Raw genomic sequence first — 13232 nt, 5'->3', positions numbered from 1 at the left:
CTCGATGACCTGAACCGCTGGAGTTTTAGTCTTGTCAGCCCAATTGTTGTTTGCAGCGCTGGTTGCAGGCTCGTTGTATGCGCTTGTCGCGCTCGGCCTTAATCTCGTCTACGGGACGTTGCGCCTGTTGAACATCGCGCACGGCGATCTGGTGATGATCGGCGCCTATGTTTCCTTCTGGATGCTGTCGCTGTTCGGCCTGCCGCCGGTGCTCTCCATCTTCGTCGCAGCAGCGCTCTGCGGCGGTTTCGGCTGGGTCATCTATGTCGGCATGTTCCGTAAGCTGCTCGCAACGCCGGCGCTGGCGCAACGGCTTGAAGCCAACTCGCTGATCCTTTTCTACGGCGTGTCGGTGATCCTGCAGAACTGTGTGGCGCTTGCCTTCACCTCGACGGCGCGGGGCTACCAGTATCTCAACGAGGTGCATAAGTTCGCCGGGATCGCGGCGAGCGGCAACCGGCTGATGCTGTTCGGCGTGGCGCTGGCGCTGTGCCTCGGCATGCTGCTCTTCCTGCGTTTCCACCTCTTCGGCTGGAGCCTGCGCGCCGTCATCGAACGGCGTGACGCGGCCGCCGTTGTCGGGGTCGATGTCGACCGGGTGCAGATGGTGACGATCTGCATCGGCTTCGCCATCGCCGGCGTCGCCGGGGTTCTCGTCAGCATGACGGAGCAGATAACCCCGTTCATGGGCTTTCCCTTCACCATCGCCGCCTTCGTGGTGATCGTGCTTGGCGGTCTCGGCAACATCTTCGCTGGTATTGTCGCCGGCTTTGCATTGGGTTTCATCGAGACGTTCGGCGTCGCGCTGACCTCGGCCACCTATCGGTCGATCCTGATCTACGGATTGTTCGTCGGCGTCCTGTTGCTGCGCCCGCAAGGGCTCTTCGGAAAGGCGATCAAGATCCGATGAAGACACTCAGCATCGATCTCGTGGCCGGTATCGTCCTTCTCGCCGCAGCGCTGGTTCTGCCGCTGACGGGCATGGACTATCTGGTCGGCATCGCCTTCAACCTCGCCATGTGGGTGGCGCTAACGCAGAGCTGGTCGATCCTGTCGGTGATGACCGGTTACGTGTCTCTCGGCCATGTCGTCTTCTGCGGCATCGGCGCCTATATAGTGGCGCTGACGACAGGGTCGCTCCCGCTTGCCGCTTCGCTCGGCTTTGCCGGTCTTGCGGCGGGCGTTTCGGCGCTCGTGATCGGCCTGCCGGTGCTTCGGGTGCGAGGTCCGTATTTCGTGATCCTCACCTTCGGCCTCGCCGAACTCGTCAAGAACGTCATCGTCCAGATCGAGACCGGCCTCGGCCAGTTCAGCCGCCTCATCTTCGACGCGCCGCCGCTCAATTCGCTCTATCTCGTCATGCTTGGCCTCGCCGTTGCCGCGACGGTCGCGGCGGTCTTCGTCCGGCACTCCAAGCTCGGACGCGGGTTGATCGCCATTCGCGAGAACGAGGAGGCCGCCGAAGCGATCGGCGTGCCGGTGACGCGGCTCAAGCTGATCGCCTTCGTCGCTGCGGCAATCATTCCCGGTATCGTCGGTGGGGTCATGCTGCTGCGGACGAGCTATTTCGAAGCCGCGCAAGCGTTTGATCCCGTGATCTCCTTCAGCATCGTGACGATGGCGATCGTCGGCGGCTCCGGGTCGGCACGCGGCCCTATCCTGGGGGCCTTCGCCTTCGTGCTGCTGTCCGAGCTGCTGTGGGCTCGCTTCCCGCAGCTCTACATGATCATTCTCGGCATCCTGCTCATCCTCTTCATACTGTTCGTACCACGCGGCCTTTCGGGCCTCCTCGACAAAAAGGAGGCGCGCTAATGACCATCCTTGATATCCAGGGCGTCTCGAAGAGTTTCGGCGGCATCAAGGCGCTTTCCAACGTTTCTTTCACTGTCGACGAAGGATCGATTTTTGGCCTGATGGGCGCCAATGGGGCGGGCAAGACGACGCTCTTCGGCGTCATTGCCGGGCAGATCAAGCCCAACACCGGCAGCGTCGCCTTCCGCAAGCAGGTCATCACCGGAAAGCGCCCCGACCAGATATGCCGCATCGGCATCAGCCGGACCTTCCAGATCGTCCGCCCCTTCGCCGGCATCTCGGTGCTCGACAATGTCATTGTCTCTGCCCTCTACGGCGCTGCTGCAAACAACACGCATGCGGAAGCGCGCGAAGCCGGGCTTGCGGCGCTGGAAGCGGTCGGCCTTAGCGACGCCGCCTCGCAGATGGCTGGAGAACTCACCCTTTCCGGACAGAAGCGCCTGGAGATCGCCCGCGCATTGGCGACGGGTGCCGAACTCGTGCTGCTCGACGAGGTGATGGCCGGCCTGACGCCCACGGAGATCGAATGCATGATCGAGACCCTCTCGGGACTGCGGCGCAGCCGCAACCTCACCTTCATGCTCGTCGAACACGTCATGGGCGCGCTGATGCAGCTTTCCGACCGTATCCTCGCCCTCGACCACGGTGTCCCGATCGCCATCGGCACGCCCGCCGAGATCGCCGAAAACGAGGAAGTCCTGAAGGTGTATTTCGGATGAGCGGGCCGATCGAACCCCTGTTGGCCGTCAAGGGCCTGTCGTCCGGCTACGGCCCGGTGACCATCCTGCGCGAGATCGACATCGAGGCAGCGCCGGGGTCCGTGACCGCGCTGGTCGGCGCCAACGGCGCGGGCAAGACGACGTTGATGAAGACGATCGCCGGGCTCATTCCCGCGTGGACTGGCGAAATCCGCTTTGACGGGCAAGACATCACCCAGGCCGCGACGCATCACCGTGTCGACCGGGGAATTGTGCTCGTGCCGGAGGGCCGCATGGTCTTCGCACTTCTTTCGGTGGAGCAGAACCTCCGCCTGGGTGCGATCGCGCCCCGGGCGCGGAAGAATGTGAGCGAGCGCCTCGAGGAAGCCTTCCGGCGTTTTCCAAGGCTTCATGAACGGAAAGCTCAACTGGCCGGCAGCATGTCCGGAGGCGAGCAGCAGATGCTCGCAATCGGTCGTGGCCTGATGGCGAAACCGCGCATCATCCTGCTCGACGAGCCGACGCTTGGTCTGGCGCCGATCATGGTCAAGCAGGTCTTCGCCGTGATCGAGGACCTCCGCAAAGACGGCTACACGATCCTTCTGTCCGAGCAGAATTCGCGGCTGGCGCTGGAGATCGCCGACTACGGCTACATCATCGAAAGCGGGCGCGTCCAGCTCTCCGGGCCGGGTCCGGAGCTCGTCGACATGCCGGATGTCCGCCGCCTCTATCTCGGCCGATAGGCCGAAATTTCCAACCATCAAAGGGAAAATGGTGACGCTATGAAAACGACGACAATCAACGGGCACCCGATCACCTATGCCGAATTTGGCGACAGGCAGAACGACACGCTGATCCTGCTGAGCGGCTGGGCCCAGGATGAGCGGCTGTTCAAGACGCTGGCGCCGGCGCTGGCCAAGGACTTCCACGTACTATGTCCGAATTATCGCGGCCATGACTCTGAACAAACCCTGCATGGTGACTTCACCGCCGCCGACCTCGTCGACGACACGGCCGAGTTCATCGATCGCATGGAGCTTGGCACCTTCCACCTCGTCTCGACTTCGCATGGCTGCTGGGTCAACATCGATCTCTGCGAACGTTACGGGGTCGGCAAGCTCGACAAGACCGTGGTGATCGACTGGCTGATGCAGCCGCATCCGGGCTTCTACAAGCAGCTGGAAGAGGGGCAGGACCCGGTGAACTACCATGTCGGCCGCCAGAGCTTCTTCGACGAATGGATCGCGGCAACCGACAATGCCGATGTCATCAACCACATCAGGACGGAAATGCCCTGGTTCAAGGGCGAAATGTGGGTGCGCGCCTGCCGCGAGATCGAAAAGGCCTACCGCAAATGGGGCAGCCCGCTCGACCGGATGGAAGCGCTGAAGAAGAAGCCAGCCGTGATGCACGTCTATTCGCAGCCGCTTTCGGAGGAGTACCGCCAGTTCCAGCGCGGTTATGCCGATCAGCATCCGTGGTTCGAACCGGTCCATATTCCCGGCCAGACACATTTCCCCACGCTGGAAAGCCCTGTCCAGGTCGCCGAGGCAATCCGCACCTTCATCAAGCGATAAGCGGTCCTCGTGTCGACGGAGCGCCGGAACTATCGCGCCTCGTCGGCACGCGTCGGTCATCAACGTCAGGAGTATGTCATGTCGGGGAAATTCAAAGCGATCATCGCCGGTGGCGGCTTCGGCGGGCTGACGGCGGCGACCGCGCTGGCGCAGCGAGGCTGGTCGGTGACGATCTACGAGCGCCAGCCGGAACTGCGCGCAGCGGGCGCCGGCATCTACATCTGGGAAAATGGTCTGCGCATCCTCGATGCGATCGGCGCCAAAGTCGTGACCCCTGGCTCGTTTCGGGGCCTTGCCATGGAACAGCGCGGCTACGACGGCTGTGTTCTCGACGCCGGAGATTTCCCGCCGTCTGTGCGTCTCATCACCGTTGCACGCAAGGATCTGCTCGCCGGGCTGCGGGCTGCGGCGCAAAAGGCCGGCGTCGACATCCGCACAAGCACTGAGGTTATCAGCGCTGGTGCCGACGGCGACCTGCATTTCACCGGCGCTCATATCGAGAAAGCGGATCTGGCAATCGGCGCCGACGGCGTCTGGTCGGCGGTCAGACGCTCGCTCGGCCTGGAGTTATTCCACCAGCAGACCGACGAAGGCGCGTTGCGCACGATCATTCCCGGAACGCCGGAGGATCTCGGCCTGGATGGGCAGGATAAATATATCGAATGCTGGTCTGGCGAACGGCGTTTCCTGATCACGCCGTTGAACGACCGGGAAATCTATTTGGCCCTTACGTGCCAGAAGACCGATCTAGCGGCAAAGAAGAGCCCGCTGGACAAGGAAAGCTGGAAAGCGTCCTTCCCGCGCTGGGCGCATCTGATCGATCGCACCGACCAGGTTCTGCCGTGGGCACCGTACAGTATCGTCAAGGTCCGCTCATGGTCGGCCGGCCGCACAGCGATCATCGGCGACGCAGCGCACGCACAACCGCCGAACCTCGGCCAGGGCGGCGGCATGGCGATGCAGAGCGCTCTGGCGCTCGCCGTCCATCTGGAAGGCATCACAGACCGGCGCGATATTCCCGATCGCCTCGCCATCTGGGAGGAAAAGGAGCGCCCGCTTGCCGAGCATTGCCAGCGCTGGTCACGCCTTTACGGCGAAGTCTCGACGCTTCCCGATTCCATGCGCGCCAAGGTGGTCACCAACGCCATGGCCGACGACTGGATCCGCGGCGAATTCTTGCGCGCCGCACGCAGCATACCCACGGGCACGGAGCGAATGGCGCCGAGGAGATTGTAACATAGGCACGGGTGATAGGGTTTGCTTGGTGAAATAAAAAACACTGGGAGAAGTTACTGATCTAAGGGAGTTGCCCTCGCGTGTGGCCATGGTGCGTGGAGGCAGCCGCATAGCGGCCTGACTTTGCAACTCCTTAGCGGACGCGCTCAGAGATGGCCTTGCGATCTCGGCAGCATGGCGTTCCCGGTCGCGGTCTGGAGCCAGGTGCTCGGCGCCTGGGGCGAACGCGACGGGACGGACAATGCGGTAGGGCTGGAGCACTCCATCGGTGGCGTGCTGTTCGGCGGCGACGCGGCTGTGGGCGACGCCTGGCAGCTCGGCCTGCTCGGCGGCTACAGCCAGACCACATTCGAGAGCCGGCAGACGTCCTCGTCAGGTTCCTCGAAGAACATCCACCTCGGCCTGTATGCCGGCGCCGAATGGGGCGCTGTCGCCCTGCGGACGGGTGCTGCCTACACATGGCACGACATCGAAACCCGGCGCACGCCTCGTTTCAGCAGCTATTTCTATGATTTCGACGGCAAGCCAGCAGCAGACTATGACGCGGGCACAGCGCAGGTCTTCGGTGAACTCGGCTATCGCCTGTCCGCCGGCAATCTCCGCCTGGAACCTTTTGTTGGACTGGCGCATGCAAGCGTCAGGTCGGACGGCTTCGCCGAAAAAGGCAGCGGGATGGGCCTCGTTTCAGCAGCGTCCACCACGGATGTCACCTTCACGACGCTCGGCGCACACGCCGCTACCGACTTTGCCATCGGCAGCCTCGGCGCAACCGCCCGTGGCATGCTGGGCTGGCGGCACGCCTTCGGCGATACCACGCCGACCTCCACCTTCACCTTTGCCGGCGGCACGCCTTTCGCGATCGAGGGTCTGCCGATCGCAAGGGACGCGCTCGCGATCGAAGCCGGACTGGATCTCCAGATAGCAAAGGCCGCAACGCTCGGCCTCTCCTATGCCGGTCAGGTTGCCAGCGAGGCGCAGGATCACAGCTTCAAGGTCGACCTTGCGGTGAGGTTCTGAAACCATCCCCGTATATCCGAAGGATGCGGTGGCAAGGCAAGTTTTTGCGGGCAGGCAACAGCGCAACGTTATCGCTGTTCTGTGGGTTCAAGGCCCTTTAACCTTGGTCGATGGGATAGGTCGGCACTCCCGAAGGAGCATTGCCTGAGATGCCGACCCGCTATGCTCGCCCGCAGGTCCGCCGCGCCTGCCCTGATGCCATCAAATCAGATGGTCAGTCAACGGCCAACGCCGCATTGCCTTCAGGTTCTCACCCCTTCGGAAAGCATGCTCTCCGGAGAGAGAGAGAGAGGCCTTTGTGCTTCTTGCAGTTTGCCGGGAAGCATCCAAGGCAAGAAGGGAGCGCCGGCGCTCCATCCTTGATGGGCCGAACCAATGTCGATGGCGTATTTACTCGGAACGCGACGGCATTCCGGTCAAAGAGGTGTGCTCTGCTTTTTCGTCCAAACCGCAACGCGCAAGTATTTGCCGCAGACTTTACGATGCAACGAGTTTTGAGCTTTTCAGCGCCGATTTCTGGTCATCTTTTGTCAGGTCGATCCACATGGGAGCGACCGAGATGACAGAAGAAACCGAAGAATGGCCACACAATGCTCTTCCGGTGAATGACAACACCGACCCGGGCCGCGATGCAGACATTGCGCCCTGGGAAAAAATCGACAGGGTCGTGCTGTCCCTTGCCAGCTTGATCGGCAGACGGATCGCCCGCGAGCACTTCGAGGCATTGCAGGCCGCAAACGACAATGTCTCCTCCGATAAGGTCGCCCGAAGCGACGAGGATTGAGCCGCTATGGAACCCGGCCCGCCTCGCCCGAACACATTTGGACTGGAAAGATTGGCATCCATATGTTATCTATAAGTGTAATCTAGACACGGAGGCTGCGATGGCGCTGAGCATCAAGACAGATGAAGCCGACCGGCTGGCGCGCGAACTATCCCGTCTTACCGGCGAGACCATGACCGACGCCATCACAAGGGCTATGCGTGAACGGCTGGAACGGCTGCGTGCCGAGCAGGAAGCGAACAGCGATTATGTCGCGCGCATGAAGGCTTTCGTGCGCGAACGCGCCGACCGCTACGACCGCCGCCCCGTCACGAAGCAGGAATGGGATGAAGCTGTCGGCGACACGCCCGAAGAGCTCGGCTTGTCCCAATGATGATTGTGGATTCATCCGCCATCATCGCAATCATGTTCGATGAGGCGGACGCAACCGCATGTATGACAGCACTCCAGAAGGATGGTCCACGGCTCATATCGGCGGTGAACTATGTCGAAGCCGGCACTGTCATGGCCGGCCGGATCAGAACCGGAGACCGGCGCGAGGCAATTGCCGATCTTGACGATTTCCTGGCCGGCTTCCACATCGGTATCGCACCGATTGACGAGAACCTCGCTCGTGCCGCGATGAATGCGCGGCTTGTCTACGGCAAGGGCTTTGGCACCAGGGGCGGCCTGAACTTCGGTGATTGCTTTGCCTATGCGCTGGCCAAACGGCATTCGGCACCCCTGCTATTCGTCGGCGACGACTTCACGCTGACCGACATTCAATCCGCCCTGGAGGCGTGAGCAGCAGACAGGAGAGGCAGGAAACAGGATCGGGGACGGCGAAGCCTGACCGAAGCATGAACGAGAGAGGATCAGCCGCCATGACCCGCGCAGTACTCTATGCCCGCTATTCGTCCGACAACCAGCGGGAGGCCTCGATCGAGGACCAATTCCGGCTTTGCGAGGAACATGCCGAGCGTGAAGGCTGGCGAATTGGCGGGCGCTATTTTGATGCGGCCATATCCGGTTCCAGCATGATCCTGCGCCCGAGCATCCAAAAACTTCTTTCCGACGCACAGCGCGGAATGTTCGATGTGGTGCTGGCCGAGGCGCTCGACCGCATTTCCCGCGACAGGCCGATGTCGCCACGCTGTTCAAGCATCTGAAGTTCGCGGGCGTCACCATCGTCACGCCGGCCGAGGGCGAGATCAGCGAACTGCATGTCGGCCTCAAGGGCACCATGAATGCGCTGTTCCTGAAAGACCTTGCGGACAAGGCGCGGCGAGGCCTGCGTGGCCGCGTCGAGAACGGCAAGTCAGGAGGCGGCCTCGGCTACGGCTATGGTGTCGTCAGGCAGTATGACGCCAATGGCGAGCCGATCCGGGGCAACAGGGAGATCGTGGAGGCAGAGGCTGATATTGTTCGGCGCATCTTCCGCGACTTCGCCGCCGACGTCTCACCGCGCAACATCGCAAAGGCGCTGAACGCGGAAGGCGTTCCCGGTCCCGAGGGCAAGCTGTGGAACAACACCACCTTGCGCGGCCATGTCTCACGCGGCACCGGCATCATCAACAACGAGCTTTACATCGGCCGGCTGGTCTGGAACCGCCAGCGCTATGTGAAGGACCCCTCCACCGGCAAGCGCGTGTCGCGCCTCAATCCGCCCGAGAAACGGATCGTAACCGAGGTTCCCGAGTTGCGTATCGTGTCCGATGAGCTTTGGCATGCGGCCAAGGCGAAGCAGGTCGAGATCGCCGACAAATACGCCAATGTCATCGCAGCCGTCCGCGAGCATCCCCGCACCAACCGCCTGAACGGTACACATAGGCCAAAATCCTTGCTTTCCGGTCTGGTCTGTTGCGGCGTGTGCGGCGGTCCATACGCCCTGCGCGGTCAGGCCCGCTTTGCGTGCTCGGCACATGTGACCAACAATTCCTGCACCAACAGCCGCACCATAGCCCGTGACGATCTGGAAACGCGCGTGCTGGCCGGCCTCAACGACCGCATGATGACGCCACAGGCAGCGGAAGCCGCCATGCGCTCATTCGCGGAAGAGACCAACCGGCTTAACCGGGAACGCCGCTCCAGCGGCGAGACCGCCCGTGCGGAACTGGTCAAGGTTGAGAAAGCCATGAAGGAGATCGTCCAGGCCATTGAGGACGGCGGTTACAGCCGCATGCTCATGGACCGGCTGCGGGATCTGGAAGCCAGGCAGGAAGCGCTACAGGAACGTATGGCGGCAGCGCCTGAGCCGCTGCCCGACATTCACCCCAGCGTGGCGCACATCTATCGCCGCAAGGTCGAGCGGCTGACAGAGGCCCTCGCCCATCCCGACGACCGGCGAGAAGCAGCCGAAGCCCTGCGCGGCCCTATCGAGCGCGTGACGCTCATCCCCGGCCCGAAGCGTGGCCAGATCGACGCCACGCTGCATGGCGAGCTTGGCGCGATCCTCGACTGGGTCGAGCGGCAAGCTCTTGGAAAGGCTGCAAAAAAGAACACTCCCGGAGCTGGGCTCTCGGGAGTGTCGGCTTCGGTGGTTGCGGGGGCTGGCTTCAACTGCTGTCATAAAAGGGATCGGCCGCCCTCCTTCCTCGGCTCTGGCGAAGTCGAGAATACCCATCAGTTCGCCGCGTAGCTCGGCATGCACCTCGCCGCGCCTGTCACCGGGTGTGAGAACAATCTCTCCGATGAGCGAGCGCAGCGCCTCGGCCGCCTGCCGTCCGCCATTCGGATCGTCCAAGGCTTCGGCAAAACGCTCGACACGGAACCGGTAGATTGGCAATGTTCGGATGCACATCGGGCATGTCAGCCGGAGCCTCCGCCATGCGCGCCATGATCTCCGCCTTCTGCCGTTCGAGTTCGTCCATGCGGGCTTTCATGGAAGGCAGATACATGCCGTCCTCAATAGCGGCGATGATCCCCGCGATGGCTTTCTCTACCTTGGCAAGCGTCTTGCTATCCCCTTGCGCCTGAGTGCGGCGATCGCGGTTCAGCCGGTTCATTGCCTCGGCATAGGCACGCACGGCTTCCGCGACCGCTTCCGTTGAGACAAGCCGCTCCTTGAGGCCGACCAGAACACGCGCCTCGACCTTGTCGCGGGTGATGGTACGGTTGTTGTCACAGGTGCCGCGCCGATGATGACTGAGACAGCCATAGCGATCTGTCGTGATGATGCCACACCTGCCGCCACAGCAGCCACAGGTCATAAGGCCGGAAAGAAGAGCGACCGGCCGGTTCGCCAGATGGACACGCTTCATACGTCCTTCACGGGTGTTAGCCGGGTTTGGCCCAAAAATTTCGGCAATCTGCTCCTGACGGGCGCGGACGGCATTCCAGAGCCCGTCATCCACGATCCGCAGATGCGGCACTTGCGTCCTAATCCATTCACTTTCCGGGTTGATACGGGACACCCGCTTGCCGGTGCTCGGATCCTTGATGAAGTGCATCCGATTCCAGACCAGCACACCGGCGTAAAGCTCATTATTGATGATGCCGGTTCCTCGCGAGCGGTAGCCCCGGATGGACGTATCGCCCCATGCGCGGCCAAGCGGACCGGGAATACCTTGCCTGTTCAGATCGACGGCGATGGCCTTCGGGCTCTTGCCGGAAGCGAACTCGCGGAAGACACGGCGGATGACTTCGGCCTCTTCCGGCACGATATCCCGGTCACCCCGGATCGGCTCGCCATTAGCATCGGTCTTCTTGATGACGCGATAGCCGTAGCAGAGCCTCCCCCGGCCTTACCCTTCTCGACCCTGCCCCGCAGCCCGCGACGGGTCTTCATGGCAAGGTCCTTGAGAAACAGCGCATTCATCGTGCCCTTGAGGCCGACATGCAGTTCGGAGATTTCCCCTTCGGCCAAGGTGACGATGCCGACGCCAGCGAACTTCAACTGCTTGTAGAGCGGGGCGACATCGGCCTGATCGCGGCTGATCCGATCCAGTGCCTCGGCCAGCAGGATATTGAACTCTCCATGCTGCGCGTCACGCATGAGCCGCTGAATGCCCGGTCGCAGGATCGTGCTCGCGCCGGAGATCGCGGCATCCTCATAGAATCCGACAGTCTCCCACCGCTCCCGTCGCGCATGATCCCGACAGAGCCGAAACTGATCTTCAATCGACGCCTCGCTCTGATTGTCGGAGGAATAGCGGGCATACAGTGCGACACGGGTCATGGGTGATCCTCTCTCAGTCCTGTTCAGGTGCTATGTCCTGTTTCCGGCCCTCTGCCTCTGGTGTCGGAGTCTTGTTGTCATTCGCGCCCTGCAAAGCCTCGAAGTGCTCCCCTGCCAGTTGTCGCCCAATCAATCCGGCGATGGACAACACCACCTTGTCCAGCTTCTGCCAGGGCGCGATGTCCGCATCGCCATCGGGGTTTGTGTTGTTGTTGGCCGGGATAATGCCGTACGGGTCTTCTTTTCTTTCCTCTGCCATCTCGGTCGCTCCACATTGCGGATTGACCTGACAAAGGATGGCCACAAATCCCTCTTGGGAAGCATAATCTTCGTAGCGTTGTACGATCGGCGGTAAAGACTTGCCGGTCGCGGTTTTGGCGTAAGGCTCGCACGCACTTCTGCGCGACAAAGTGGAGAAATTTCTGATCTCGACGGGTGTTTGATTCCACATCCTCATCACGGACCGCCCACAGGCATCAGCGCTATACGGCATCCTCCGCAGTCGGAGGCACATCCGGTGCCTTGTCCAAAAGCCTTGTCAGGTCGCCCCGCTTGGTGTTGCGGGCGCGTACCTTAAGAAAGTCGTCAGCCGTCTGCACCGCACCGATCTTCTGCGCGACGGCCGCGACGATCCACTGATTGAGCGATACGCCATCCTCTTGGGCCAATCGCGCCGCTGTCTCCTTGAGCGACTGCGGCAGTTGCAGCGGGTATTTGTAGCGTTGAGCCTGGGTCATTTTTTCAGTCTCCTGACGATATCTCCCGGTGTTGCAATAGGCATGCCCAGTTTGCGGACCGAACCGAAGTCTCTGACATTATGCGTAACGATTGCCTCGGCATTCCCGTTCAAGGCCACCTCCAGGACCATCTCATCGGCGGCGTCGGCCAATATCGGCCGCGTTCGAAACGAGATATCGACGCCTTCGGTGATAGCAGCAATTGCGCTCACGACCGCGCCGACTTCCTCCAGTGTCTGCCCTGTCGCCGCTCGCGTCTCCTTTCGGCTGAGCACTGCTTCATACTCCAGAAACAGTGCCGTCGAACAAAGTGGGACGACCAGACCTTGATCGGCAAATCGCAAAAGCAGGTTGCTCGCTCCGTTCCGGCTGCGAAAGGCCGCAACGATCACATTGGTGTCCAATACCAATCTCATCGGGATATATTGGAGACATCCTATGAGATGTCAACCACTTTTCTGACCGAATAGGGCGTATCCGCTACCCATCCTATGTGCTTCTGGGTCGGCTCAGGGTTCGGCTCAGAGAACGCAGTGTGGTTCCGGCGAAGCACTATCAAAAGAGCCTTTACCGATATAACACGTCGCACGGCTGTCGGCGGGACGTCGTCAGCGCGAAATTAAGAATATAGGAATATCATAAGTAGTAGCATCTTCACGAATAAACGCGCCCTTCTGATGGGCGCAATCGCAGGCGTTGCGTTTTTCACGGCAGCACAAGGCTTCTTCATTCTGCGTGGCCCACAATACGCTGAATCTCGGGACGGCTCCGTGATGGTTCGCCCGATCGTGAAGGATGATGCAACCCGCAACATAACCATGAGCGTTATAGTCGGCTTGGTCGGTGGTCTCTACGTCGCTCGCGCCCTTCATAAGCGTGCGAAAAAAACCTGATCCTTTCAGAAGACAAAAATCCGCCTCGGTTAGATGCCGGGACGGATTTTCAGGGCGCTTGAGTGCCTTTTCACTTATCCCGCCTCCTTAAGCTTCGCCTTCCCCCTCCGGCCTCCATCTGACGGGATCGGCAAACCAGCGATTGATGTCGGATTCCCGCCACCCCGCGCCGTTGATGCTGATCTTTAGCCGGGCGGGGAAGGTGCATTCGGCGATCTTGCGGTAGATGGTGGACCGGGACAGGCCGGTTCGCGCAAGGACGGTGTTCAGGCGGACGATACGATCTGGTTCACGCATGGCAGCGACGCCTCCTGCTGGTTGT

The 13232-nt window shown here is 61.4% G+C and carries 18 protein-coding genes; 12 read left to right on the top strand and 6 right to left on the bottom strand.

Annotated features, from left to right (window positions below; translation table 11 throughout):
* Positions 1-31 precede the first annotated feature (31 nt).
* The 12 genes from BM413_RS24525 (at position 32) to BM413_RS24475 (ending at position 9741) form a co-directional block, all read left to right on the top strand.
* The gene (locus tag BM413_RS24525; protein WP_091917483.1) at positions 32-910 is read left to right on the top strand and encodes a branched-chain amino acid ABC transporter permease; all 879 of its coding nucleotides are present in this window, start codon (positions 32-34) and stop codon (positions 908-910) included.
* Positions 907-1812, top strand: coding sequence for a branched-chain amino acid ABC transporter permease (locus tag BM413_RS24520; protein WP_091917482.1), 906 nt, complete (start codon positions 907-909; stop codon positions 1810-1812). The genes BM413_RS24525 and BM413_RS24520 overlap by 4 nt, the downstream gene beginning before the upstream one ends.
* Positions 1812-2531 carry an ABC transporter ATP-binding protein gene (locus BM413_RS24515; protein ID WP_091917481.1) on the top strand — a complete coding sequence of 240 codons (720 nt, stop codon included), beginning with the start codon at positions 1812-1814 and terminating at the stop codon, positions 2529-2531. The genes BM413_RS24520 and BM413_RS24515 overlap by 1 nt, the downstream gene beginning before the upstream one ends.
* Positions 2528-3253, top strand: coding sequence for an ABC transporter ATP-binding protein (locus BM413_RS24510; RefSeq protein WP_091917480.1), 726 nt, complete (start codon positions 2528-2530; stop codon positions 3251-3253). Before BM413_RS24515 ends, BM413_RS24510 begins: the two co-directional genes overlap by 4 nt.
* Before the next feature lie 39 nt (positions 3254-3292).
* Positions 3293-4087: an alpha/beta fold hydrolase gene (locus BM413_RS24505; RefSeq protein WP_091917479.1), complete on the top strand. Its 795-nt coding sequence runs from the start codon at positions 3293-3295 to the stop codon at positions 4085-4087.
* Between the two features lie 78 nt (positions 4088-4165).
* On the top strand, positions 4166-5323 hold the full coding sequence (locus BM413_RS24500; RefSeq protein WP_091917478.1) for an FAD-dependent oxidoreductase: 1158 nt from the start codon (positions 4166-4168) through the stop codon (positions 5321-5323).
* Between the two features lie 174 nt (positions 5324-5497).
* Positions 5498-6340 carry an autotransporter outer membrane beta-barrel domain-containing protein gene (locus tag BM413_RS24495; RefSeq protein ID WP_091917477.1) on the top strand — a complete coding sequence of 281 codons (843 nt, stop codon included), beginning with the start codon at positions 5498-5500 and terminating at the stop codon, positions 6338-6340.
* Between the two features lie 298 nt (positions 6341-6638).
* Entirely contained in the window at positions 6639-7124 is a 486-nt protein-coding gene (locus BM413_RS32690; protein WP_139238643.1) for a hypothetical protein, read from the top strand.
* A gap of 100 nt (positions 7125-7224) precedes the next feature.
* The gene (locus BM413_RS24485; protein ID WP_091917475.1) at positions 7225-7497 is read left to right on the top strand and encodes a type II toxin-antitoxin system VapB family antitoxin; all 273 of its coding nucleotides are present in this window, start codon (positions 7225-7227) and stop codon (positions 7495-7497) included.
* Complete coding sequence (locus BM413_RS24480; protein ID WP_091917474.1) at positions 7494-7907, top strand: type II toxin-antitoxin system VapC family toxin; 414 nt, start codon at positions 7494-7496, stop codon at positions 7905-7907. Before BM413_RS24485 ends, BM413_RS24480 begins: the two co-directional genes overlap by 4 nt.
* A gap of 80 nt (positions 7908-7987) precedes the next feature.
* Positions 7988-8272 carry a recombinase family protein gene (locus BM413_RS33750; protein WP_244538010.1) on the top strand — a complete coding sequence of 95 codons (285 nt, stop codon included), beginning with the start codon at positions 7988-7990 and terminating at the stop codon, positions 8270-8272.
* 74 nt (positions 8273-8346) lie between these two features.
* The gene (locus BM413_RS24475) at positions 8347-9741 is read left to right on the top strand and encodes a recombinase family protein (RefSeq protein WP_244538009.1); all 1395 of its coding nucleotides are present in this window, start codon (positions 8347-8349) and stop codon (positions 9739-9741) included.
* A 25-nt stretch (positions 9742-9766) separates the two neighbouring features.
* Here the strand turns inward: BM413_RS24475 and BM413_RS33745 are convergent, their stop codons facing one another.
* From BM413_RS33745 to BM413_RS24445, 6 genes are all read right to left on the bottom strand, one after another.
* Positions 9767-10762 (bottom strand): recombinase family protein, encoded by a 996-nt coding sequence (locus BM413_RS33745; RefSeq protein WP_244538008.1) that lies wholly within the window; start codon positions 10760-10762, stop codon positions 9767-9769.
* Entirely contained in the window at positions 10678-11280 is a 603-nt protein-coding gene (locus BM413_RS33740; protein WP_244538007.1) for a recombinase family protein, read from the bottom strand. Before BM413_RS33740 ends, BM413_RS33745 begins: the two co-directional genes overlap by 85 nt.
* 13 nt (positions 11281-11293) lie before the next feature.
* Entirely contained in the window at positions 11294-11737 is a 444-nt protein-coding gene (locus BM413_RS24465; RefSeq protein ID WP_091917473.1) for a hypothetical protein, read from the bottom strand.
* A gap of 25 nt (positions 11738-11762) precedes the next feature.
* Entirely contained in the window at positions 11763-12017 is a 255-nt protein-coding gene (locus tag BM413_RS24460; RefSeq protein WP_091917472.1) for a toxin-antitoxin system HicB family antitoxin, read from the bottom strand.
* A complete protein-coding gene (locus BM413_RS24455) occupies positions 12014-12421 on the bottom strand; it encodes a putative toxin-antitoxin system toxin component, PIN family (RefSeq protein ID WP_244538006.1) in 408 nt (135 codons plus the stop codon). Before BM413_RS24455 ends, BM413_RS24460 begins: the two co-directional genes overlap by 4 nt.
* A 576-nt stretch (positions 12422-12997) precedes the next feature.
* Complete coding sequence (locus BM413_RS24445; RefSeq protein WP_091917469.1) at positions 12998-13207, bottom strand: helix-turn-helix transcriptional regulator; 210 nt, start codon at positions 13205-13207, stop codon at positions 12998-13000.
* Positions 13208-13232: the final 25 nt, after the last annotated feature.

It is taken from the genome of Mesorhizobium sp. YR577, from assembly GCF_900116595.1.
Classification (GTDB): domain Bacteria; phylum Pseudomonadota; class Alphaproteobacteria; order Rhizobiales; family Rhizobiaceae; genus Mesorhizobium_M.
This window is presented reverse-complemented; position numbering and strand designations above follow the sequence as displayed.

Excerpts from the sequence above, each read along its gene's own strand:
- BM413_RS24460 (WP_091917472.1), bottom strand. The coding sequence starts at position 12,017 with ATGACCCAGGCTCAACGCTACAAATACCCGCTGCAACTGCCGCAGTCG.
- BM413_RS24500 (WP_091917478.1), top strand. The coding sequence starts at position 4,166 with ATGTCGGGGAAATTCAAAGCGATCATCGCCGGTGGCGGCTTCGGCGGG.
- BM413_RS24510 (WP_091917480.1), top strand. The coding sequence starts at position 2,528 with ATGAGCGGGCCGATCGAACCCCTGTTGGCCGTCAAGGGCCTGTCGTCC.
- BM413_RS24445 (WP_091917469.1), bottom strand. The coding sequence starts at position 13,207 with ATGCGTGAACCAGATCGTATCGTCCGCCTGAACACCGTCCTTGCGCGA.
- BM413_RS33740 (WP_244538007.1), bottom strand. The coding sequence starts at position 11,280 with ATGACCCGTGTCGCACTGTATGCCCGCTATTCCTCCGACAATCAGAGC.
- BM413_RS24505 (WP_091917479.1), top strand. The coding sequence starts at position 3,293 with ATGAAAACGACGACAATCAACGGGCACCCGATCACCTATGCCGAATTT.
- BM413_RS33750 (WP_244538010.1), top strand. The coding sequence starts at position 7,988 with ATGACCCGCGCAGTACTCTATGCCCGCTATTCGTCCGACAACCAGCGG.
- BM413_RS24495 (WP_091917477.1), top strand. The coding sequence starts at position 5,498 with ATGGCGTTCCCGGTCGCGGTCTGGAGCCAGGTGCTCGGCGCCTGGGGC.
- BM413_RS24480 (WP_091917474.1), top strand. The coding sequence starts at position 7,494 with ATGATGATTGTGGATTCATCCGCCATCATCGCAATCATGTTCGATGAG.
- BM413_RS24475 (WP_244538009.1), top strand. The coding sequence starts at position 8,347 with ATGAATGCGCTGTTCCTGAAAGACCTTGCGGACAAGGCGCGGCGAGGC.
- BM413_RS24465 (WP_091917473.1), bottom strand. The coding sequence starts at position 11,737 with ATGAGGATGTGGAATCAAACACCCGTCGAGATCAGAAATTTCTCCACT.
- BM413_RS24485 (WP_091917475.1), top strand. The coding sequence starts at position 7,225 with ATGGCGCTGAGCATCAAGACAGATGAAGCCGACCGGCTGGCGCGCGAA.
- BM413_RS24520 (WP_091917482.1), top strand. The coding sequence starts at position 907 with ATGAAGACACTCAGCATCGATCTCGTGGCCGGTATCGTCCTTCTCGCC.
- BM413_RS24515 (WP_091917481.1), top strand. The coding sequence starts at position 1,812 with ATGACCATCCTTGATATCCAGGGCGTCTCGAAGAGTTTCGGCGGCATC.